Origin of the sequence: Microcoleus sp. B3-D2 (genome assembly GCF_036705345.1) — a bacterium.
GTDB lineage: Bacteria > Cyanobacteriota > Cyanobacteriia > Cyanobacteriales > Microcoleaceae > Microcoleus.
Genome location: NZ_JAUBUG010000076.1, coordinates 1 through 22,202, shown reverse-complemented (window position 1 = coordinate 22,202; position 22,202 = coordinate 1). Strand labels below are relative to the sequence as shown.

Genomic DNA, 22,202 nt, shown 5'->3' with positions numbered 1-22,202 from the left:
ATTATTTGGTAAATCTCAGGGTAATCTGTTTTGTTGTCCACTCGCGGCTCGGAGATGCAACTACAGATAACTTTCTAGTTGGCGGTTGCTCCCTATCAATAGCTTCAAGTAAGATTTCTAGCGGATTATTCGGGGGTTTAAATCCTCTGGATACAAACTGTTTGTCAAGTGATGGTAGTTCTAACCAACGGAAATTTACTTGGTCAAATGTAGCAAAAACTTTTAGAGTATCTTCACCTGCTGAACTTGCTGCCATTGAGACAACTTCTCTCCTCCCTGCTTCGATTGTCCTAAAATTTTCTCCTTTACCTGGGTAAGCTTGCTGAATTGACCAGTCAGAGGCAATATCTAAGACAGTAACATTGAGAGCTTGCGAATAAGTATTCTGAATTGACAGAAATACATATTCACCTGCTATGACTGTTGGGTTACTAGGATCGGGCAACTTTTTCAACTGTGATTCAGGGGGAATATCATCTCCTTCCCCATAAACATCTGATGTTCCTAGCCACTTAAGAACTAACTTATCTGCCAGAGGTGAACTTTTATCCCTGTTATCTAACTCTGCTGTAGCGTGATATTTCGCTAGATGAACTAATCGTTTGACGACTGTAGTAGCAGCATCAGGAGCGCTGACTTTTACAGGAGCGATATTTTTATATGAATGTCCAGTGCGATCGCATATTTCATATTCTCCCTGATTGTTGAGAACAACTTGATAAGCAATTTCCTCAACATCATCCTCAGTTACTTTTTCTGCTCCTAACTCCACCCAGCCATTGCCACTTTCCGGGAAAGCTTTTTCGATCGCTTTCAACGTATCCTCTTGCTGTTTGAAGATTTCGGGCAGAAGTTTTTTAGGTGGCAGTTCGTTAGTTTTAGCAAACTCAGCGACTTCTTCTGCTGTTGCTTCTTGTTGGTGAAAAAGCAAAACTTTACGAACCAGATTAATTGATGGAGTAACTAAAACCGCTCGATCTCCGTCTTCTACTTTAAGTTCTTTACCCTCAATAGGTTCAAGCTGGCACAGCGATTCAGTTGCTCCCCTTTGAATGATTCTGGCGATCGCAGTCCGATTTTCTTGGTTTTTTAAATCGGTTGTACCACGCGGATAAATAGCAAATTCTGCTCCCTTAGCAACACCATTTACCTGACCTACCCCTAACTTAGCCTTCATTTCGCCTGTTTCTGCATCTTTATCCACCTTTAAGACAGGAATTGTATAGACAGTCTCAGCAAAGTCAGCGCCAAAAATAATCCTATTCACCTCACCCATAAGGATTGGGGTTTGTTGAGGAAATTGACTGTGAATTTTAGCATTGATGCGATCGAATAAATCCTGATAAGTTTGTCCGGGGTTTTGCTGTCTTAGAGTATCTAACAACCAATAGGTAAGCGCTCCATTTCGCTCCCTGGTTTCACGATTAAAGGCATACTCGTAAGCATACTCATTCAAACGACAGGCTGCTAGAAGCACATAATCTCTGGCGACACGCAATCCAGAAGCTTTTAGTCCGCGAGCGGTTTGTTCAGTGAGCGATCGCCAAGTTGCTTCTAGAGTTTCTAGAGGTGCCACCAGTTCTTGACCAGGTTGGAGAGGTTTTTCATCAATTCCTTCTCCCCCTCGAATTTCTACATCCCCTCGCGTAGCACCTCCCGAGTTACAACAATCCAACACTACCGTAACGGTTAGTTGTTTATCTACCAATTCCTTCAACAGTGTTGCTAGATCGAGATCGCGGAGATACTGTCCTTCTGAAGTGCCAATATCTGTAGGGACTAATCCCTCATCAATTTCATCCTCACCTTTAATAGATGGGAAAACTGTCTTGGCCCGTCCACCATGTCCAGAGTAATGAATGTATACCTGCGCCTTTTCCGTAGCCATTTCCCCCAGTTTCCTAAAGGAATCGATCATATTCTGACGAGTTGGTAGTTTTTCCGGTGATTCTAGAGGCTTGGTGGGATCATTTGGGTTAACCGAAGCTGTCAGTTTCAAAATTTGTGTTTTGGGAACTTTCCGCTCATCAACTAAGAAAGCTTCTACATGATTAACATCTCGTACACTACCTCCAAGATTTTTGTAACGACTACCATCAGGCAATAAATTCGGCATATAGCAGTCAATACCGATTAATAGTGCGTAAATATTTAGTGTTGGCTCGGGTTTGTTAGCCATTTTTAATTCATTGCTCCAGTATCTTTGTCTAATTCAGAGAGTTGCAGAGCGGCAGAGTTCTAGAGCCGTAAGTTATAGCTCTTCAGAAAACTCTGCCCATTCAGCAACCTATTCTTCAGCTCAATATTTTGTTAACTAGATCGCGAACACCTCAAGCCATTTGTTCGCGGGTTTTGACAGCGACAATTCCGTCTGCCTTCAAACCCTTCTTCTGCTGAAATTCCTTAACGGCTTTATCTGTTGCTGGGCCAAATTCACCATCAACCCCAACTACAATCCCAGCTTTTTTCAAGCCTTCCTGAAGCTTGAGTACATCCGAACCTTCCATTCGGGGCATCGCCAAGCGCAACGTTCTGGGTTTGTCATTCCACGGCGCTTTAGGAAACCCTGGAGCAGGAGAGCGATTAAGTGCATTCTCGGTTTGAGGGCCAAAACCGCCATCTTCGCTAATCCTTTCATTAGGATGATTCTGATTCCAAAGCTGCTGAAATGCGAGTATTGATTTGCTGCGAAGATCGATCGTGCCGCCGCCTTGGTAGTCGAAGTGAGGTGGGTCGCCTGGTAATGGATTCCAGCCATACCGCATCAAATAAACTTCCCAGCCTGTTGCATCTTCAATGTCGATCGCTAACCCAGTTTGGTGGTTGCTGGCTCCCGGTGGAGCTACAGGATTAGAGTTGTTGGAGCGATCGTTATACAGCAGCATTTGCTGAGCGATCGTGCGGTAGGCAGAGTTCACCTGCATAGTTTGACCTCGATCTTGGATCGCTCTCTGGAGTGCCTGTTTTGCCGGGGCTTGTACATAGGGAAAGGCTGCATCCAGCAAGTCTACATTGAGGTCATCAAAACTGACAAAGGCATCAGGCACAATCAGTTGGAGTTGATATATCACCTGCTGGGATAAGCCATTGACCACCGCCGTCGAAGACATGGGTGCATCTTTGAGCAATCCGGGAAAACTGCCTTTAATTTCCAACATATCCCGTTGGACAAATTCTTCACAGGCTTCGACAATTACAGGTTGATTAAAGAGAAGATCGCTTGAGTCAGTCATGGTTTTCTCCTATCTGTTTGAATTTGGTTACACAATCGATGTTATAGTCCCAATTCTTTTCGTGTTTGGGCACCTACAACACCATCCGCCATTAGCCCTTTCTGCTCCTGAAACTGCCTCACTGCCTTGTCAGTATCATTACCAAATACTCCATCAGGTTCGAGATTGATTCCTGCTGCTTTCAAAGGTTCTTGCACTTGACGAACATCCTCACCTTGCATGACAGGAGCGGTGAGTTTCAAGGTGCGAGGTGCTTCTGAGATTGTTTCACCTCTTACTTCTTCGCCTGTTCCTTCATAGGTTAAGAATGACAGCCAGGGTTTTCCCAAAAAGAGCGATCGTTCAGCCAATCGTCGGCGTGTCAGCCCTAGCCAAGGTTGACCATTTACCTTATTCCACACAGGAAACTGATTAGCGGCTCCTTGATAATTTCCATCGTTCAAAAGCCTCAGAAGAGTTGAATCTCCAAAAGCTACTGGGCCCACGTTGAAGCAGAAACAAACCAGCGCAGAAAACTGATTGTCATTGAGCTGAACTTCAACGGCCTCCTCAACAAAGGATTCAAATTTTTCTAAATCTAGGCGCAGCAATTCTTCTGCTTGCGTTTGGCTAATCGTCAGTCCTGGAAAAACATCGTCGCCAGTGTGTCCGTAACCAATTGTCCAAACTCCACCGCCATCATCATAAGCAGTCAGCTCGCATCCTTCAAACGTAGTGAGAAGCTTAAAGCCTTCTCCATTGATATGCTTTGAACCTCTGCGTTCTGCCACTTCAGGCGGTTGTTCGTCTGGAGGATTAATGTTGTATGTTTTGGCTACGCTGAACTTTAAAGCATCGATTAATGCTTTTACTTGCCCATTTGTCTCCGTGACTTTAACGGCTAGGTCGTCTTTTATTTCGTACACGCGACCATCGCCGAAGATTTCAAGTGATCTTGGCATTTTAGTTTTTTATTTTGAAAAGGTAGATGAACTCGAAAGACGCATCCTCAAGATCCCGATCGCCAAACTTTTGCCTGCCTCTCACAACGTGTGAAAAGAGTTTATCAATTCATACTTGTTATCGAAAGTTTTTATGGGATCGGTGATTTCACTGACTACGCCTGTTCCAAAGTAATTTCCGGTATTTTCTCTAACCTTTACAAAAGTTTATTTTTGCCGATCGAGAACGGTGTGCTGCTTGTTCTATTTAACGATCGCGCTCAACCAATTCCACCACTATCAAATTACACTTATGAGTCCTGGACGTATCAACTAAGCAACGAGCATAGTTGACAACTATATTCAGCACCCGCAACTGGCACTTACAGTGCTATTGCGGATAGAAGTGACTCAGGAGAGACCGTAGTTAGTAAAAATACTTAATAATTTATATCAGTAAGCATAACCCTGTTGGCAATGGGGCCCGAAACAGCTCTCGATTCCACTCCCCGCCAACGGTTTTGACCCAATGAGTCAGAAGAGTGGGTTTGCGGCTGTGGGAGTGGGGGCGTCAGCTTACTCGTGACGATATGACAAAGGCTTTAGTTTTGGGGAATTTAGCAGCAGGGCGGACAGTCACAGCCGCCGCCCCTGCTGAAACCCGGTTTTAGTTGGTCAATTAATCTTTGCTTCCGCGCTAGATTTTTCAGATGCCGCAGCTTCCTTTATCTCTGAAATCGCTTTCCGGCTGAAAATTTGGAAGTAGAGAGAAACAAAAAACTCTTTGACTGGAAAAACGATAAAAGTCAAAGGATTAATTGTGACGATGATATTGCGCGCATCGGCTTTAGCTTGTTTGACAATTTGCTGCGCTACCCAGTCGGGAGACAGGATGCCGATCGGGTTTAAGTTGCTTTTAAACGGCCCTAAAATCAGTTTGCGAACGATGCAGGGCGCGTCCAGCCGGCGCAGGGTGACTAAATCTCCCAGGGCGCGTTTGCTGAGTTCGTACAGTGGACTGACAGCGGGAATTACTTCTGCTTCGGAAGTGTTGATCCAGACTTCTTTGCAAGCGATGTTTTCGTTAGTGCGGACTGTTAAGAAAAATAGTTCCATCAGCCGCCACGCGGAAAAAGTGTTAATTTCGTAGGAGTTTGCGATCGCCTCTCCTGTTCTTTCTCGCTGTACGTTAATCCCGTGATTGATGACGAGAATATCGATTTTTTCTAACAATAGGGCTAAGTCTGCTTCTTGGCCAGCTTGCCAAGTTACGGTTTTTACAGGTAAACTTTCGCCGTCTAGATTCAAAGTAATTTCCTCATTTCCCGATGAGAGGGCGATCACTTTTGCACCAGCTTTGTGCAGGTGTTTGAGAAGCAAACGCCCTAAAGTTCCCGATGCACCGGTGACGGCTACAGTTTTGCCTTTGAGAGAAAGTGCTGTACCCATAAGTTTATCTATTAAGGTGAAAGTACCGCAATAGTAAGCATTTTGATTGTCGAAGTGATGCCGCCAGTGATAAGGTTTATTAACTAACCACTTGCCAGGGGGAGTCAGAAAGTCTCCCGGTTGGTGGGTGATGTCGGTTAATTCGTCTGCGCCTTTGATGCCGCACGCGCGGGCGATCGCGCTCAACAAAAAGCCTAAAGTATAAATACAACCCGCTGCTGCGCCCCAGTGATATTCCGGCAGCCCAAAATAAGCTACAACCCACAGCAACAAGCCCAATACCATCATCGCCGCACCTTCGGGCACGTCGTGACGCCAGTGTGCTTGCTTGTAAATTGTCTCGCTGACGGGGGTCAAATTCGGGCGGAAAACGCGGTGATGCCAAGTGTGCAGCTTTTGCAGGGGTGCCCAATAATGGGACACGACGTGATAAAAGTCTCGTATTATTTCTGCCCAGCAGACAGAAGCTATTGCCAAAGCGCCGACTATCCAGTAATTTACCATGCTCGCACCAGTTTGAAATTTGAGATATTAGATATTGTCTGCTTTGAAAGATAACTCAAAATGGCTTTTATTGCTAGTCTGGAAGTTGACTCAGGCGTTTTAAAATCTGCAAAACCCGGTACAATTCATTGCCGGGATTGGAAATAACAAATTCCGCCGATCGCGCATACTGGGGAATTTCCCCTCTAACTAACTTGACAAAATTGAAGTTAGCACCTGTGGCAATCATGCCAAAAGTAGGAGTTTCTGGGTTGGTATCGGCCAGCATATATGTCAGGAGTTGGGCGAGTGCTTCGTCTGTTGAGAAAGCAAGTTGTTTGGATTCTATTACTGTCACCCACAAGTTTGCTTTCATAATTAGGATATCTATTCTGCCTTCGATGATTCTGCCTTCGTCTTCCTCTTGAATGGATATCGACTTTTCGGCTTTGACTTGAAAAGGAGAATCATACAGACCGGCAATAAACAAAATAGGGCTGATGATTGTTAGCTTGACGGCATTTTCCAATACAGGCGGGTTGTCTACCAAGTTGAAGTATATGTCTTGGACGCGATCGAGCAATTGTTTTTATGAGTCTGTTACTTCGGGCAAGTTTTCTTGCCATTCTCGGAAAAATTCACTATTGCGAACTCGCTGCAAGCCGAAGTTATCGATTAGATAGCGGAGGCTGATATCTCTTGCTTGAAGTTTTTGCATTATGATTTTAATAAATGTTTTTATCGTTATTAGTAATAAGTTTAGCAGAATTTTGATTGTTGACCGCAGATGAATGCAGATGAAATGCAGATAAAGCAGATTTGGCTGAGATGTCTGTTTATGGGGATTTGCGATCGGCAATTCGCTGTTTTTGCGTGGCTTGCATTTCCAGCAATTGCGGCACGGTTACAAAACGATATCCCTGCTGTTTGAGTTTGGGAATAATTGCAGATAGCGCCTCGACTGTTTGCTGGCGATTGCCGCCGCCGTCGTGCAACAATACGATCGCCCCCGTTGAAGCTTGGGATAGCACGCTACGGGCGATCGTAGCGGCCGGAGGTTGCAGAAAGTCTTTAGGATCGATCGACCACATCACCACTACATAATTCTTCTTTTGAGCGTAAGCTGCTAAACCGTTATTTAAGCGCCCGCCGGGGGGGCGAAACAAGAAACTTTTGGCCCCACTCGATCGATAAATATGAACCCCAGTATTATCTATTTCATCTGATGCTGTTTTTTCGGTAACATTGTGAGAATAGTGATGCCAACTATGGTTGCCGATCGCATTTCCCGCTTGCACAACTCTTTTCGCAATTTCTGGATACTGCCGCAAATTTGCACCCAAACAGAAAAATGTACCCACAACTTGATGTTTCTGCAAAATTTCTAATATTTTCAAAGTTTCAGGCGAAGGGCCATCGTCAAATGTCAGGGCGATAACTTTTGAGTTGTTAATACTTGCTTTATAAACTATTTGGCTGCGAAATTGCGCGGGCGGTGCGAAGACTAAAGGTTGTTCGGGAGGTTTGGGAGAGGGAGTTGCGGGGGGAGAAGGGGGTGTTTTTAGTTTTCGGGGTTTCAGCAGGTTTGGCGGGGGATTTTCAACTGGTGCGATCGGTATTAACGGATTTGAATTGGCGGTTTTTCTGTTTTCCGACAACAGAGAAATTGTGATGCTCAATCCGATAAGTATAACGGTTTTAATACCCCGTTTTTTATTGCCTTTGCGACTCATCAGGTATAGGAGTTATTTTGAACAAGCTCATTATGCCTGATTGTTCTGCTAGCTTAAAAATTTTGTAAATTATTTTTTTTTGCAAAACGTCGATCGCACTAAAGCTAGACTTAGGCAGAAACCGGGTTTTTTTAGGCAAATCAATCGTGGCTAGCCACCCTTTCCGCTATCAAAGCCCGGTTTCTTATTAATAAAAAATCTACACTTTCAGGCTCTTTCCGCGACAATAAAACAACGTGATGACACCCTATCTGTCAAGGACTATCTACAATCGGCAAGTTTGCCGTGCCCTTTCATCCTCGGGTTCTTGCCACCCAAAAGCAAAATGACTCACCGCATTAATTTGCGGCGTCGCCGAGCGAATTGCCCGCATTTGAATCTCCAAAGACGGCCGATTTTTCAGAGGTTTTCCCCAATCTCCAGCAATGGCAGGAATAATTTTCGCTCCCGCAGGTGCTAAACTCACTGTTCGCTGCACCTGTGGCACAATGCAGCTTACATCGCCGCAATTTCCGTAAGACATGGCGTGGAATTCCATTGCAGCCGGAAAGGTGTCCCAAGGCTGCAATCTCGAATCATATCCCCCTTGATTTATGGCTTGATTTGCAGTGGGAAAAAACACCGCTCCTACAGGAATTCCCATCCTTTGAGCTGGTTGAATTGCTATCCCCAAAAAATCTAAAATCCCTTGGACTGCGTGAGCAACGCTCAGTTTCCACAAATCTTTTTGCAGAATGCCGGTATCGGGAAGTGGCGGTGTCGGTTTTGGTGTGGCAGTTGCAGCGTTTGGCTTGTTAGCGGCGGGAGTTGTTGAGGCCGATCTTGATGCGGCATTCTCCCTTCTAGAAGGTGGAGTTGCTACTGACATCGCCTGCGGAATTCGCCCTTGCCAAAGAGGTTCTCGCTCAGTTGGATACTGTTTGACTACTGCTTGAACGTCATTAGGATTGATAAATCCCTTAGTCAAATATCGCTGAATTAAATCTCGCCCTTGCTGATTGTTAGCCCGCTGCAAAAGAACTTGCTGCGATGCTGGGCCGTAAATCCACAAGTCTTGAACTTTGGTAGCAACTGAAGCGGGTCCGATCCCCCGTAAATAGCGAATGTAGTCGAACAACATTCCTTGGGGCTTGCGCTTGACTATTTGATTTACTAACAAAGTATAGTCTTGCCGTGCTTGTGGGTTGTACGGATCGATAAAGGCTTGGTTGCCCGGAACTTCTCCGAAGTCCTCGTTAATTGCTGCCTCTTCACTTACTGTTAAACTTGTCTGATTTTTACCGTTGATAGCGAGGGTTTGCTGTCTGTCGGGACGCTGAGCATAGCTATAGCCAAAGTTCATGGTAAATAACCAGGCGTAAACTTTTAAACCTCGTTGTTTGCCTTTGGCGATCGCCTTTTCTAACAAGTCGTATTTCTCGTAACCGCGATTTCTCAAAACAGAAGGCCAAGCCGTAGGATTGTCTGCGACTGGTAGCAGCACTTGACCATCGTAAAACACTTCGACATAAACTTGGTTGTAGCCTTTATTCACAACTTTGTCTAATACTCGATCGAGTTCTCCGGGTCTGACATCGCAGGGATACAAACGCAGCCAAACTGCTTGGGTTTCGGGCCAAGTTTTTTGGCGGCATTCTGCTATTTCCCGCGCGTGTTTGTTCAAAACAGCAAAATATGCTTGCTGAGATTCCCGTTTTCCCGACAGCGCGGCGCGGCGCAAGTCTTCTTTTTGATTGACCTGTTCTTGGGATAATTGGCAGTAGGCTGATGTTTGGGCAAAAGCTGGTTGATTTCCGATAAACGGCCAAACAAGCTGGCTGATGAAGCTACTGGTTAAAACAGCAGTTACCGCACTTAAAAAGCGTCGCTGGTGTTGAAAATTCGCGATGCGAGTTGGTGCAATTTTCATGGGAGAATGGAATGGGGTTTTCTGGTTTAAATTGGGTGGCGATCGCATTTTTACGATCGCGCTCAACAAGCAGCTACAAATTTTCTACTTTTTTCCGTTGACTTAGTTATGGCACAAGTCGATCGCACAATGCAAATTCTATCTGGCGGCTATTTAAATTCAATAAGGGCGATCGGGCCAGATAAAACTCGGTGATTCCACCGCTGCTATGTTATACAAACTTTTCTCTACCTAAGTGTTGGCGCGCAGGCACGCGCCTTCGCGGACTCAAAAATAAAGGGGGTAAAAAGCCCGGATTTGATATCATATCCCGTTCTATTTTTCAGTATTTTTTCCCTAAATGCTGCATAAAAAAGCGCCTGGGTACAGTGGGCGCTAAAAGCAGTTGATATTTCTACTAAAAATTGTTAACACTCAAATATCAAGGATGAAAGATGAATTATTAAAATTTCTCCTTGATCCTAAATTTTGAGATTAAGCTCCTCTGTTAAGAGCAGCTTCAATCTGCTGAAATTCTGACTCAAGACGCTTTTTCAATTTTTCAGGAACGGGACGGTTTGGATAGGAACTGTAATGTCCTGCCAAAGAGTTTAATGCCGTCCGCATTGTCGTGAAAGATGCCAGCTTGGTAAGAGCTGGATCGCGGCGATATGCAGCAAAAAAATCGTTGATGCTGGTGCGAGCAGCGGCTTGAGCGGCGGCTTTTTCGGGCGCGCCCTCGGGCAAAGTGAGCGCTGTTCTCAAGCTCTTCACTAATGCTAATGTGTCTTGACCATAATCTCCACTCAGAGTGGCTGGAACATTGGTACAGCCCGCTATGCCGATGACAACAACTAATACCAGGGCTAACAGACGGGAAATGTAATGCTTCATAAGGGTTAGAAAAAAGGAAGCGAAAGAGGCAATCAAAATTAACCTTTATCCTATCTCGAATTGAGCTAATAATGCCAACTTCTCCATTTTTTTTGTACCAATACCATGAAACATAAAATTTGTCAATCTAAAATCTACAATCTACAATCTAAAATCGATTGATTTGTCCAGCAACGACGGAAAGAATTTGGGTTTGTCGCAGCCACTGAGCATCAAAAGCGCCTAGGTGAGTTGTAGTAATCAGAGTTTGAAATCGTTCTTGAATTGTTTCTAAAAGTTGATTTTGGCGGCTCAGATCGAGTTCTGCAAGTACGTCGTCGAGCAATAGTAAAGGCGCTTCGCCGACGACTTCTTCAATAAGCTGCAGTTCGGCTAATTTTAATGCTAATACCAGAGTTCGCTGCTGACCTTGGGATGCGTATTGACGAGCTGGGGTATTGTTAATGGTAAATGTAATGTCGTCGCGGTGGGGGCCGACTAAAGTGGTTCCTTGAAACTGTTCTGCGATCGCCCTTTTTTGAATTTTCTCTAAAAATGCTTGCCGCACTCCTTCGAGATTGTCTTTAGCGATAAATTCCGAACTTACTTCAATATTAGCATCGTATTTCACATCTAAAACTTCTCCTGAACCGCTAATTGAACGGTGCCAATCTCGAGCTAAAGGCATCAAACGCTCCAAAATTCTATCGCGCCTGCGGATGACGCGAGCGCCCGCTGTCGCCAACTGCGCGTCCCACAAAGCTAATTCCGAACTGGGAATGGGGCATTGGGCATTGGGCATTGGGCATTGGGCATTGGGCATTGGGAATTCTGCGATATTTTGGTCTTCGGGAGTTTCAGATCCGATAAATCGCATTTTGTCAAAACCTTCGGAAAATTCCGCTTTCCTGATTTCTTTAGAACGTTTCAATAGAGCGTTTCGCTGGCGCAAAATTTGGTTGTACTGCTGCAAAATGTGAGCGTAAATCGGTTCTAACTGGATGACTAGGCGATCGATCCAATTGCGCCTTCCTTCGGGTCCGCCGCGCACTAAGTCCAAATCCAAACAAGAAAATTGCACTACATTTAAGACGCTCAAAAAGTCTAAATGGCGACGCAGCGGTTCACCGTTGATCTTCAGTGTTCGACGCGCCCCAGAGCGAAGAGTTAAAGCTAAGTCGATTGCTCCGGTTTGACGTTCGAGTGTAGCATCAATTTGCCCGATCGGCTTTGAGTCGAGTATTAAATCGCGATCGCGCCCTACCCTGTGGCTTTTTAATGTAGAAAGCAACTCTACCGCTTCTAACAAGTTAGATTTTCCTTGAGCGTTATTTCCTACTAAAATGGTTTTGGGAGCGTCAAACGCTACCTTTTGATCGAAGTAGTTCCGAAACTGCCGTAGGTGCAGCGTTTTCAAATACATAATATTAGTAAGTGGTAATCGATAATTGGTAATCGGTAATTGGTAATTGGTAATACAGTCATCGTAGGGCGCACCTTACGGGTTGGTAACCGCGAGCCTTTGCTCTGGCGGTTTTCGCCCAGCGTTACGCTCGCAATGACATTATAACGAAGTAATAAATGTTTAATCGTGAGACAATCTATTTAGTCTTCATAGCCATGAATTTCGCTGTGAGCCAGGGGTTTCAGCCCCTGGCGGATATTCTTGAAAATAGTACCCAATCGAGCGTTATAGCTAATAATGAAACCTCGCTCAGCCTTGGTCAGCCGTTAACACTATTTTCTAGCTTTGTAAAAGCGCAAAAACAGTTTTTCCATTTCAATCCAGACAAACATCAGAGCGCTGAAACCGAAGCAAACTAGCAACTCAAACCCCGTTAAATAATGAGTGCCGAAAAATGCTCTCAGCGGCGGAACGTAAATCAGCATCAATTGCAGAATAGTAGTCACAATTACAGCCGCCCACACAAAAACATTAGTGAAGGGATTTAACTCAATAGTTAGCTGAGTGTTAGACCGAATTGCGATCGCGTGACCCATTTGCGCCAAACAAAGAGTTGTAAACACCATTGTTTTCCAAGCATCTGGATCTCCGTGTCCGGGAGAGTGAGTATATCCGTAAGCCCAGGACATCATCGCGATCGTCAAAATTGCAAAAATAATCCCGATCCGAATCATGTAAGAACCCAAACCCCGCGCAAAAATACTTTCTCGCGGACTGAAAGGAGGCCTTTTCATCACGTTCGGTTCCCCGGGTTCCACAGCCAAGGCCAAAGCGGGAACGCCGTCTGTTACTAAGTTCATCCACAAAATTTGCAGCGGCGTCAGCGGCACTCCTCCCAAACCCATTAAAGGTGCGGCCGCAATTGTCAAAACTTCGCCGATGTTGCTGCCTAAAATGTATTTAATAAAGCGGCGAATATTGCTATAAACCACTCGCCCTTCTTCAGCGGCGGCGACAATAGTTGCGAAGTTGTCGTCGAGGAGCACCATATCGCTAGCTTCTTTGCTGACATCGGTGCCGGTAATCCCCATAGCGATGCCGATATCGGCTTGTTTCAAGGCGGGGGCGTCGTTAACGCCGTCGCCGGTCATGGCGACAAATTTGCCCCAACTTTGCAAAGCTTGGACTATTCGCAATTTGTGTTCGGGGGAAACGCGGGCGTAAACGCTAACCTGTTCGACTTGCTGTTTGAGTTCTTCTTGGCTGAGCTTTTCTAATTCTTGACCGGTGAGAACTCGATCGCCCTCTGTTGCAATACCTAAATCGTAGGCTATGGCTTTTGCTGTCAACTGGTGGTCTCCTGTAATCATCACCACCCGAATGCCAGCATTGCGGCACTTGACCACTGCTTCGCGCACTTCCGGGCGCGGGGCGTCGAGCATACTGACGAGTCCCAGCCAAATCATGTCTTGTTCGCTGGTTTCCTCAGAACCTTCGGGTGGCACGTTTTCCCAGAGTTTGTACGCAAACCCGAGGACTCGCAAACCGCCGCTTGCCATGTTGTTGTTTTCGGCGAGGATGCGATCGCGCATTTCCTGATTTAAAGGTTGTACTCGATCGCCGACTATAATGCCTTTGCAGCGCTCCAAAGTCAACTCTGGAGAACCTTTGGTCAGCATCAAATAATTCGGCTGCTGTCCTGCTTCTGCGGGAAATCCCGAATTTCCCGATCGGCCGGGCACTTCGCAAATCACGCTCATCCGCTTGCGTTCCGAAGAAAAAGGAAATTCCGCCGTCCGCGGCAGCAATTGAGACTGCTTTTCCTTATAAATGCCTGCTTTTCCCGCTACACACAGCAGAGCTCCTTCTGTGGGGTCGCCTAAAATCTGCCATTCTTGCTTTTCTTGTTGCAATACTGCGTCGTTGCAAACTGCACAGGCAATTAATAAAGATTCGAGTTCTGGATATTCATCTAAATTATTAATTTTGGCCGATGTCAGGCGATCGGTAAAATCTCCGATCGGGGCATAGCCATCGCCTGCGACGGCGACTGTGCAGTCGCCCGTAGACACTAGCTGAACTACCATTTTATTTTGAGTCAGAGTACCTGTTTTGTCAGAACAAATGGTAGTTACCGATCCCAAAGTTTCTACCGCAGGCAGTTTGCGAATCAGGGCGTTTCGCTTCACCATCCGCCTAGTTCCGAGTGCCAGAGTAACTGTCACGACTGCTGCGAGTCCTTCGGGAACCACAGCCACAGCCATACTCAGAGAAACTTCTAACAAATCTTCCCACCTGCTGGTATCGAACCCGAGGCTGCCGTTTTGGAAGGTAATCATGCCGCCGATGACGACAATTGCGACTAAGGTTAGGGCACCGGAGACTAGAACCTTTCCCAACTGATCCATCCGCTGTTGCAGGGGAGTCGGTTCGTTTTCTACTGACTGAAGCATGGCGGCAATTTTGCCCAGTTCAGTTTGCATTGCGGTGTTGGTGACGATCGCCTTTGCTCGTCCCTGAACAACTTCTGTGCCCTGAAAAATCAGGTTGAGTCGATCGCCCAAGGAAGCATCTTCTGGAAGTTCTAGATCGGCTTGCTTGGTAACTGCTAGGGCTTCCCCTGTCAAAGCAGATTCTCTGACTTGCAGATTTGATGTTTCGATCAAGCGTGCGTCTGCTGCTATTTTTACCCCAGCCTCCAACAGCATCACGTCTCCGGGTACGAGTTCCTTGGCTGCTATGTCCGAAGTTTTGCCGCCCCGCAGGACTCTGACTAGGGGAGAAGCGAGGTTTTTGAGGGCTGCGAGGGCTTTTTCAGCACTTTGCTCTTGGAAATAGCCGAGAATGCCGTTGAGTATGACGATCGCAAAAATGGCGATCGCATCTTTGGGAAAAGTATTTGACCGAATGTCCAAAAAAGCCGAAATCACGGCCACACCCATCAGCATCAACAACATGATGTTGGTGAACTGATCGACAAAAATCGACCACGGACTGCGGCCTCCTGTTTCTTCGAGTTCGTTGGGGCCGTATTGCTGCAAGCGTTCTGACACCTGTTGGCTGCTCAAGCCAGCGTCTTTGTTGCTGTTTAGCTGCTTGAGAGTTTTGTCAATTGCTACGGTGTGCCAAGAAGAGGGAGAATTTGAAGACATAAATTACGATCAATCGTGGGGCATAAAGGTGGTTGTGGCCGGACAGCTACAGCCGATCCATCTGGCTGATTACAGTAAGAGAGTTTTAAGTTTTGAGTTCTGAATAAAAAACTGTTTAACTTGGGACTGGTTTTCGGCGGTTCGATGCCGGGGAAGCAAAAAGCTTTTAACTTCACTGCGTCTGGCGGCTCGATCGCGCCCTTTGTACGCCTACGGCTGATAGCACCTATCCACCTTACCAAAAATAATGGGTTTAAAGCCCCGTCATAAGCTTGACGGAAGCCCAAGCAGTGATTCTTGGAATCCCGCGGTACGGCCGGGGAGGATGTCAATACTAAAAATTAGCAATTCTTTCGGCTATTACACACAAAAGAAGCTGAAAGCAAAAATGACTTTAGTCCGGGGATGCAAGCGTGCGCCGCAGGTTAAAACCTACCTTAAAAAAAACGTCATAAAACGCTCGTATCCGAACTCATATATTCCCGATGTTAAAAGAAAAATGGCGCTACGGTAACAAATCTCGATCGCCTATGTTGGTTTTCTCACCCTCCACAATGCTCAGCTTGCCACAGGCTTGCGTGGGACTAGCCTGTGGCAAGCAGAACATAGATACAGATATATAGATTAAGAAAGTTTTTTTGCAACCGCTGCAGGACAAACAGTAGATGCTTGCTGGGGTCAAGCCCAATGACTCCCCAGACCAACCATCCCGGCGTTATGAAAGACCGGGCCCGGTCTTTCAACTTCCAACGGCTGAGTTTTGTCGGTAAATGCTGATATTTCCGGCAAAAGCTGAGGCTGTGGCGAGGGGGTTCACAATCTTTTGGATTTTCCCCACACCGAATTCTGCCGCCATCCTGACATTGGGCAGAATTTTGGTTTTTTTCCCTATTCCCCCAGCGTTCTTTGACCAAAACTTTAATTTACTTAACACTTCTTAACAATTCGGCTTTTCGAGAGAAAGCCGACAAAGGCGATCGGCCCACGGGACGGTTTGGGGCGGTTCTACCGCCACTGCAGGGCGATCGAAGCAAACTCTTCGTTTATGGCTACCCTCGCGCATCTACCCTAGGAAGGAGATTTGCCCGCACTTGCCCCCCCAATATTTACCTTCTTAGAGAGATAAGTTTCTGTAATAATTTGTAATAAACAAACGCGGGCGAGCATTGTATAAAGTTATCAGAGGGTTGAAACGACAGGCCAAAGTTAACAAAAACCCTGATTGACAAGGTTTGTCGCATCTCATAAAAGGTGTAAAATTTTCTAAGGTTTCTTAAACCTCCGTTGCAATGTAACAATAGTGCAGGTAGCGGAAAGGGAGAGATCGATGGGACCAGCAGATTAGCTGGCATCAAATTTCAACCCTTGCAGGCACTCGTAGCCTGAACAAATTTAACTTAACGGTTTTATACCGCAACCAAACTCAATTAACTCAAATAGGAGAGTTCTTTCATGTTTGACGCATTTACAAAAGTGGTTTCCCAATCTGACGCTCGGGGCGAATTTCTAGCTCAGGGTCAACTAGATGCTCTCAGCAGCATGGTTTCCGACGCCAACAAGCGGATTGACGCAGTAAACCGCATCACCGGCAACGCATCCAGCATCGTAGCCAATGCAGCTCGCACCCTGTTCGCCGAACAGCCTCAACTGATCGCTCCTGGTGGCAATGCTTACACCAACCGCCGCATGGCAGCTTGCTTGCGCGATATGGAAATCATCTTGCGCTACGTGACCTATGCAACATTTGCAGGCGACGCCAGCGTTTTGGACGACCGCTGCTTGAACGGTCTGCGTGAAACATACCAAGCTCTGGGAGTTCCCGGTGGCTCAGTTGCAGCCGGCGTGCAAAAAATGAAGGAAGCAGCAATCGCGATCGCTAACGACCCCAACGGTGTTACCCGTGGTGATTGCAGCTCGCTGATGTCTGAAATCGGCAGCTACTTCGACCGCGCAGCCAATGCAGTCGGCTAAAAATAGCCAAGCGAACCTTTCTTGTAAAGAAGCGAGCATCGCATTTTTGCAAACAATCATTTTTGTACAAAAACAACACAACATTAGGGAGAAACCAGAACAATGAAAACCCCTTTGACTGAAGCAGTAACCGCAGCCGATTCTCAAGGCCGTTTCCTGAGCAGCACTGAACTCCAAGTAGCCTTCGGCCGTTTCCGCCAAGCAGCAGCAGGTTTGGAAGCAGCCAAAGCGTTGACCGCCAACTCTCAGCGCTTGATCGACGGTGCAGCTCAAGCTGTGTACAACAAATTCCCGTACACCCAACAAATGCAAGGCCCGAACTACGCTTCTACCCCAACAGGTAAAGCGAAGTGCTCTCGCGACATCGGCTACTACCTGCGGATGGTAACCTACTGCTTAGTTGCAGGCGGCACCGGTCCGATGGACGAGTACCTGATTGCAGGTGTTGACGAAATCAACCGGACATTTGAATTGTCTCCTAGCTGGTACGTTGAAGCTCTCAAGTACATCAAAGGCAACCACGGTCTGAGTGGCGACGCTGCAACTGAAGCGAATTCCTACATCGACTACGCAATCAACGCTCTAAGCTAGATTTGCGTGATGCCCGGAATTGTAAGCTGCTGTTAGCTTAAGTGTTAGCGGTTGTTTACAATTCCGGGCATCTGCGATCCAAGCCTAGTTTTGCAAATACTTTTTTAAGCAGTTTTCAATTTTTAAAGCAAAAAAGGAAGAAGCAAAGATGGCGGGATTAGGTGCAGCAGAACGGTTGGGAATAAAAGCATTTGAAGAAGCCGGACGGGTAGAACTGCGCCCCCACTGGACGCAAGAGGATGTGGAAGCAGTAATTCGCGCTGCTTACAGCCAAGTTTTCGGTAATGAGTATTTAATGTCGAGCGAACGACTTACCAGTGCTGAATCTCTGCTGCAGCAAGGGCAGATTTCAGTGAAAGATTTTGTGCGGTCAATTGCACATTCCGAAACCTATCGGAAAAAGTTTTTTTATCCGAACTCGCAAACGCGGTTAATCGAGCTTAACTACAAGCATTTGTTGGGCCGCGCTCCTTACGACGAGTCGGAAATTGCTTTCCACGTTGATTTGTACAATGCAGAAGGCTACGAAGCTGAAATTAATTCTTACATTGACTCGGTTGAGTATGAAGAAAATTTTGGCGAAAGTATAGTGCCTTACTATCGCGGTTTCGCGACTCAAAGAGGTCAAAAAACCGTCGGTTTTAACCGGATGTTTCAATTGTACCGGGGTTTTGCTTCTAGCGATCGATCGCAAAACCAAACCCAAGCCCGGCTGACTTGGGAAGTAGCGAGAAATATGGCTTCGCCGATATACACGGCCTCCACCGGAAAAGCCCTTGGCGGCACATCCGGCGGTTCTCGCGGCCAGCTCTACCGAGTCACCGCAATGCAAGGTTCGGCTAATTTTTCGCCCCAAGTGCGGCGGACTACTACCGAATATCTCGTGCCTTACGAGCAACTTTCGAGCCGCTTGCAGCAAATCAACAAACGTGGCGGCAAAGTGGTAAGTATTACCACAGCTTAAAGTTTGTAAAGACGTTTTTTTGACACGTCTTTAGCAAATTAGGACTAAGGCTAAAAAATTCTTCAATTTTATGTGTATAGGTAAGGTGTGCAGTGCACACCCTACTTTGAGGCATATTATCCTTAGTCCTAAAAATTTCAAGTGCAACCAAGCATTAAACTTTTGTCATTAATAATTTAGGAGGAAATCTGGTGGCGATTACAACAGCAGCGTCCAGACTGGGAACATCCGCATTGAGCGATGCGCCGAAGGTAGAATTGCGCCCGAACTACAGCAAAGACGACGTTGAAACTGTGATTCGTGCGGTTTACCGTCAGGTGCTGGGCAACGACTATTTAATGAAATCCGAACGACTTACAAGTTCCGAGTCTTTGCTGCGGGACGGCAGTTTGACGGTACGAGAATTTGTACGCGCTGTAGCTAAGTCAGAACTGTACAAAACCAAGTTTTTCTACAACAGCTTCCAAACTCGCACGATCGAACTAAACTACAAACACTTGCTCGGTCGGGCTCCCTACGACGAATCTGAAGTAGTTGAGCACTTAGATTTGTACCAAACACAAGGCTACGACGCTGATATTGATTCTTACATCGATTCAGTAGAGTATCAAGAAAACTTCGGCGACAGTATCGTGCCTTACTACCGCGGTTTTAACACCCAGCGTGGTCAAAAAACCGTTGGTTTTACCCGGATGTTTCGCCTGTATCGCGGCTATGCAAACAGCGATACATCTCAACTAGAAGGCAATAACTCTCGCTTAGCTGTCGAACTCGGCACTAACACCGCTACGCCTGTAGTCGGTCCCTCCGGCGGTAACGAAGGTTGGGCATATCGACCTTCTGCCAGAAACGTAACTCCCAGCAGCACTTTCGGCGGCGCGGCAGCTTACGGCAAAGAAGGGCGGCTGTTGCGCGTGGAAGTTTCGGGCATTCGCACGGGCGGCTATCCCAGCGTGCGCCGCAGCAGCAAGGCTTTCATCGTACCTGTTGAGGATTTGTCCTCGCAACTCCAGAAATTTCAACGCCTGGGCGCGAAAATCGCCAGCATTACTGCAATTTAGTCAGTTGGCAGTTGGCAGTTGGCAGTTACTAGCTTTTAGTCAACAGTCAACAGTCAACAGTCAACAGTCAACAGTCAACAGTCAGAATTACCAATTACCAAGAAGCTTATGTTGGGTCAAAGTGTAGCTGGAAAAAGTGGCAATACAGCTTCGGCTGGTCGCTGCTTTCGGTATGAAGTTGTCGGCTTGCGCCAAAGCGATGAAACAAATAATGTGGATTATTCGATTCGATCGAGCGCGAGTACATTTATCAACGTGCCTTACAATCGGATGAATCAAGAAATGCAGCGGATTACTCGCATGGGCGGGAAAATTGTCAGCATTCATCCTTTAAACGCGGGTGCAGAATCATCCCATCAGTCATCCCATGAATCATCCCATGAGTCATCCCATGAATCATCTGGTGATCACCAATAGTTTGGTGGGAGGGGCGATGAAAATCGCTTCTTGTCAAGCTAGAAGGGGCGATGAAAATCGCTCCTTGTCAAGCTAGAAGGGGCGATGAAAATCGCTTCTTGTCACACCAAGTCCGCCTGCGCGGAATAAGAGTTAATGCAACCCGCGCAGGCGGGTTTTGTCTGTTTAGCAGCGATTTCAATCGCCGAATAACTAATAACTAATAACTAATAACTAATGACTATGGATTATTACGAATCCGACTCACCGCCGGCGGGTGTAGCTGAGGGCGAGTCTTTAACTGTTGAACAGGCGATCGCAAATTTGCACTCCCAAGATTACAGTCTCCGGTATTATGCTGCTTGGTGGGTTGGCAGATTTCGAGTCAAGGAACCTGCAGCTATTGCAGCTTTAATTGCCGCATTGGAAGAAGAGTCAGAACAAACAAAAATCGGCGACTATTCCCTATTACGAAATGCGGCGCGGGCTCTGGGTAAATTGGGCGACAAACAAGCGTTACCAGCGCTGATTCGCTGCTTGGAATGCGCTGATTATTACGTGCGAGAAGCGGCGGCTCAAGCTCTAGAAATGTTGGGCAATCGCGATTCTATTGGGCCGCTAATGAAGCTATTGGATGGGGGCGTAGCTGTGGCTGTGCGAGTGCCAGGAAAATCGCACCTCGTGCAACCTTACGACTCGGTAATTGAAGCTTTGGGAACGCTGAAAGCGACAGAAGCCATACCGCTAATTTCACCTTTTTTAGAACATTCTGTGGAGCGGGTGCAGTACGCGGCGGCTCGGGCGATGTATCAGTTAACTGGTGAGCGGGTTTACGGAGAGCGGTTAGTAAGTGCTTTGAATGGGGATAATTTGCAGTTGAGGCGATCGGCTTTGATGGACTTGGGGGCGATCGGCTATTTGCCGGGAGCGCAAGCTATTTCTGAAACTTTAGCAGAAAATAGCCTGAAATTGATTGCGCTCAAAGGAGTTTTGGAGCATCACCTCACTCAACAAGAATCACTATCTTTATCAGATGAAGCTATCCGGGTTATGGATTTAATGGATAGTTTACTTTGACCAAAATTAGTTTGCAACAGCAATAGGATTGCTTTAGCGATTCTCAATTTTATCGCGTAAATTCAGGAAACAGCACTTTTCAGGAAACAGCACTGCTGTTTCCCTACCGCATATCTGTATTTCATGGAGTTAAGAACTGCTATTTTATCGCTTTTATCCGCGTGAATCTATGGCCGATTATTTGATGGAATAAGAAACGAGGCTTTAGGTACTAATTTTTATAAATTTCAGTGAAAATACTGAGGCTGGTAGCTGTTGTTGGTGAAACCGAGAGTGTTAAAATAGTATTATTATCTGGATTAGTTCTCAGTTAAAAAAGTTTGGGTTTTGACGGCGGGCGATCGCGGAATGCTGGGAGATGGTTGTGTAGCAGCTAGAAGTATAAATCGGGGGATTCACCATGAGCAACGATGCTTTAGAAGTCCAGGTGCAACATTTTGCCGCGCTTAAGTCCAAGTATAAAGCAACAAAATATGAAAATTTATCTCCTTCTAGTCTTCTGTATCTCATTCTGCGAAGAGCTGATTTAGGATATGAAATTACCGACTTCGAGTTGAATTGGTTACTAAACCAAGAGCTTTTGGAAACAAGAAAAGCTATCGAGCAAGAGCCACAACGTAAAGCTGAAGAACGAAAAAAACTAGATGCTAAATTTTCTCAACTCAAGTCTAAGTTTAAAGTAACCACAGAGCTATTCCTATCCAGTCCTGTGTATCCTATCCTTTGGAAACTTGACTCAGAAAATCAGCTAACTGACTTAGAAGTTAAATATCTCCAAAAACAGGGGCTGACTCAAACAGTTGCTCTCGCTGAAGATATGGCGCGATTTGCTGCACTAAAGGCTAAGTACCGAGCCACTAAACATCAAGACTCATTGCCTGAAAGTCGTCTTTATCACATTTTGAAGGAACTAGAAGCTGAAAAACCGTTACAGCACTTTGCTTAACAATTAGGTACAATAGTAGAGGTGGTAAAAAAGAGAAAAATGAAACCCTACTCCCTAGAT

The 22,202-nt window shown here is 46.1% G+C and carries 18 protein-coding genes; 7 read left to right on the top strand and 11 right to left on the bottom strand.

Going from position 1 to position 22,202, the window contains the following annotated elements:
• Position 1: 1 nt before the first annotated feature.
• The 11 genes from QUB14_RS23440 to QUB14_RS23395 form a co-directional block, all read right to left on the bottom strand.
• A complete protein-coding gene (locus QUB14_RS23440; RefSeq protein WP_333219667.1) occupies positions 2-2,179 on the bottom strand; it encodes a caspase family protein in 2,178 nt (725 codons plus the stop codon).
• Between the two features lie 151 nt (positions 2,180-2,330).
• Positions 2,331-3,233, bottom strand: coding sequence for a peptidoglycan-binding protein (locus QUB14_RS23435; protein ID WP_333219669.1), 903 nt, complete (start codon positions 3,231-3,233; stop codon positions 2,331-2,333).
• A 41-nt stretch (positions 3,234-3,274) separates the two neighbouring features.
• A complete protein-coding gene (locus QUB14_RS23430) occupies positions 3,275-4,174 on the bottom strand; it encodes a glycoside hydrolase family protein (protein WP_333219671.1) in 900 nt (299 codons plus the stop codon).
• 654 nt (positions 4,175-4,828) lie between these two features.
• Positions 4,829-6,106: a bifunctional sterol desaturase/short chain dehydrogenase gene (locus tag QUB14_RS23425; RefSeq protein ID WP_333219673.1), complete on the bottom strand. Its 1,278-nt coding sequence runs from the start codon at positions 6,104-6,106 to the stop codon at positions 4,829-4,831.
• Positions 6,107-6,179: 73 nt separating this feature from the next.
• Positions 6,180-6,668 (bottom strand): restriction endonuclease subunit R, encoded by a 489-nt coding sequence (locus QUB14_RS23420; protein ID WP_445251860.1) that lies wholly within the window; start codon positions 6,666-6,668, stop codon positions 6,180-6,182.
• A 6-nt stretch (positions 6,669-6,674) separates the two neighbouring features.
• Positions 6,675-6,803, bottom strand: a complete 129-nt coding sequence (locus tag QUB14_RS28810; protein WP_445251861.1) for a hypothetical protein — start codon at positions 6,801-6,803, stop codon at positions 6,675-6,677.
• Positions 6,804-6,921: 118 nt separating this feature from the next.
• Positions 6,922-7,818: a polysaccharide deacetylase family protein gene (locus QUB14_RS23415; RefSeq protein ID WP_333219675.1), complete on the bottom strand. Its 897-nt coding sequence runs from the start codon at positions 7,816-7,818 to the stop codon at positions 6,922-6,924.
• A 265-nt stretch (positions 7,819-8,083) separates the two neighbouring features.
• Complete coding sequence (locus QUB14_RS23410; RefSeq protein WP_333219677.1) at positions 8,084-9,727, bottom strand: family 10 glycosylhydrolase; 1,644 nt, start codon at positions 9,725-9,727, stop codon at positions 8,084-8,086.
• Positions 9,728-10,201: 474 nt separating this feature from the next.
• Positions 10,202-10,600 (bottom strand): photosystem II protein Psb27, encoded by a 399-nt coding sequence (gene psb27 / locus QUB14_RS23405; RefSeq protein WP_333219680.1) that lies wholly within the window; start codon positions 10,598-10,600, stop codon positions 10,202-10,204.
• 148 nt (positions 10,601-10,748) lie between these two features.
• A complete protein-coding gene (locus QUB14_RS23400; protein ID WP_333219682.1) occupies positions 10,749-12,002 on the bottom strand; it encodes a DNA replication/repair protein RecF in 1,254 nt (417 codons plus the stop codon).
• A 314-nt stretch (positions 12,003-12,316) separates the two neighbouring features.
• Entirely contained in the window at positions 12,317-15,136 is a 2,820-nt protein-coding gene (locus QUB14_RS23395; protein ID WP_333219684.1) for a cation-transporting P-type ATPase, read from the bottom strand.
• Between the two features lie 1,452 nt (positions 15,137-16,588).
• Here QUB14_RS23395 and QUB14_RS23390 point away from each other — a divergent pair.
• The 7 genes from QUB14_RS23390 (at position 16,589) to QUB14_RS23360 (ending at position 22,142) form a co-directional block, all read left to right on the top strand.
• A complete protein-coding gene (locus tag QUB14_RS23390; RefSeq protein WP_333037001.1) occupies positions 16,589-17,107 on the top strand; it encodes a phycocyanin subunit beta in 519 nt (172 codons plus the stop codon).
• A gap of 102 nt (positions 17,108-17,209) precedes the next feature.
• Positions 17,210-17,698, top strand: coding sequence for a phycocyanin subunit alpha (gene cpcA, locus QUB14_RS23385; RefSeq protein WP_006631256.1), 489 nt, complete (start codon positions 17,210-17,212; stop codon positions 17,696-17,698).
• Between the two features lie 148 nt (positions 17,699-17,846).
• Positions 17,847-18,662, top strand: a complete 816-nt coding sequence (locus QUB14_RS23380; protein ID WP_333219686.1) for a phycobilisome linker polypeptide — start codon at positions 17,847-17,849, stop codon at positions 18,660-18,662.
• A gap of 191 nt (positions 18,663-18,853) precedes the next feature.
• Positions 18,854-19,723: a phycobilisome linker polypeptide gene (locus QUB14_RS23375; RefSeq protein ID WP_333219688.1), complete on the top strand. Its 870-nt coding sequence runs from the start codon at positions 18,854-18,856 to the stop codon at positions 19,721-19,723.
• A gap of 108 nt (positions 19,724-19,831) precedes the next feature.
• Entirely contained in the window at positions 19,832-20,140 is a 309-nt protein-coding gene (locus tag QUB14_RS23370; protein WP_333219689.1) for a phycobilisome linker polypeptide, read from the top strand.
• A 216-nt stretch (positions 20,141-20,356) separates the two neighbouring features.
• On the top strand, positions 20,357-21,196 hold the full coding sequence (locus QUB14_RS23365; protein WP_333219691.1) for a HEAT repeat domain-containing protein: 840 nt from the start codon (positions 20,357-20,359) through the stop codon (positions 21,194-21,196).
• 400 nt (positions 21,197-21,596) lie between these two features.
• Positions 21,597-22,142: a hypothetical protein gene (locus tag QUB14_RS23360; RefSeq protein WP_333219693.1), complete on the top strand. Its 546-nt coding sequence runs from the start codon at positions 21,597-21,599 to the stop codon at positions 22,140-22,142.
• Positions 22,143-22,202: the final 60 nt, after the last annotated feature.

Excerpts from the sequence above, each read along its gene's own strand:
- QUB14_RS23410 (WP_333219677.1), bottom strand. The coding sequence starts at position 9,727 with ATGAAAATTGCACCAACTCGCATCGCGAATTTTCAACACCAGCGACGC.
- psb27 (WP_333219680.1), bottom strand. The coding sequence starts at position 10,600 with ATGAAGCATTACATTTCCCGTCTGTTAGCCCTGGTATTAGTTGTTGTC.
- QUB14_RS23380 (WP_333219686.1), top strand. The coding sequence starts at position 17,847 with ATGGCGGGATTAGGTGCAGCAGAACGGTTGGGAATAAAAGCATTTGAA.
- QUB14_RS28810 (WP_445251861.1), bottom strand. The coding sequence starts at position 6,803 with ATGCAAAAACTTCAAGCAAGAGATATCAGCCTCCGCTATCTAATCGAT.
- QUB14_RS23360 (WP_333219693.1), top strand. The coding sequence starts at position 21,597 with ATGAGCAACGATGCTTTAGAAGTCCAGGTGCAACATTTTGCCGCGCTT.
- QUB14_RS23435 (WP_333219669.1), bottom strand. The coding sequence starts at position 3,233 with ATGACTGACTCAAGCGATCTTCTCTTTAATCAACCTGTAATTGTCGAA.
- QUB14_RS23425 (WP_333219673.1), bottom strand. The coding sequence starts at position 6,106 with ATGGTAAATTACTGGATAGTCGGCGCTTTGGCAATAGCTTCTGTCTGC.
- QUB14_RS23430 (WP_333219671.1), bottom strand. The coding sequence starts at position 4,174 with ATGCCAAGATCACTTGAAATCTTCGGCGATGGTCGCGTGTACGAAATA.
- QUB14_RS23370 (WP_333219689.1), top strand. The coding sequence starts at position 19,832 with ATGTTGGGTCAAAGTGTAGCTGGAAAAAGTGGCAATACAGCTTCGGCT.
- QUB14_RS23440 (WP_333219667.1), bottom strand. The coding sequence starts at position 2,179 with ATGGCTAACAAACCCGAGCCAACACTAAATATTTACGCACTATTAATC.
- QUB14_RS23415 (WP_333219675.1), bottom strand. The coding sequence starts at position 7,818 with ATGAGTCGCAAAGGCAATAAAAAACGGGGTATTAAAACCGTTATACTT.
- QUB14_RS23395 (WP_333219684.1), bottom strand. The coding sequence starts at position 15,136 with ATGTCTTCAAATTCTCCCTCTTCTTGGCACACCGTAGCAATTGACAAA.
- cpcA (WP_006631256.1), top strand. The coding sequence starts at position 17,210 with ATGAAAACCCCTTTGACTGAAGCAGTAACCGCAGCCGATTCTCAAGGC.
- QUB14_RS23390 (WP_333037001.1), top strand. The coding sequence starts at position 16,589 with ATGTTTGACGCATTTACAAAAGTGGTTTCCCAATCTGACGCTCGGGGC.
- QUB14_RS23400 (WP_333219682.1), bottom strand. The coding sequence starts at position 12,002 with ATGTATTTGAAAACGCTGCACCTACGGCAGTTTCGGAACTACTTCGAT.
- QUB14_RS23365 (WP_333219691.1), top strand. The coding sequence starts at position 20,357 with ATGACTATGGATTATTACGAATCCGACTCACCGCCGGCGGGTGTAGCT.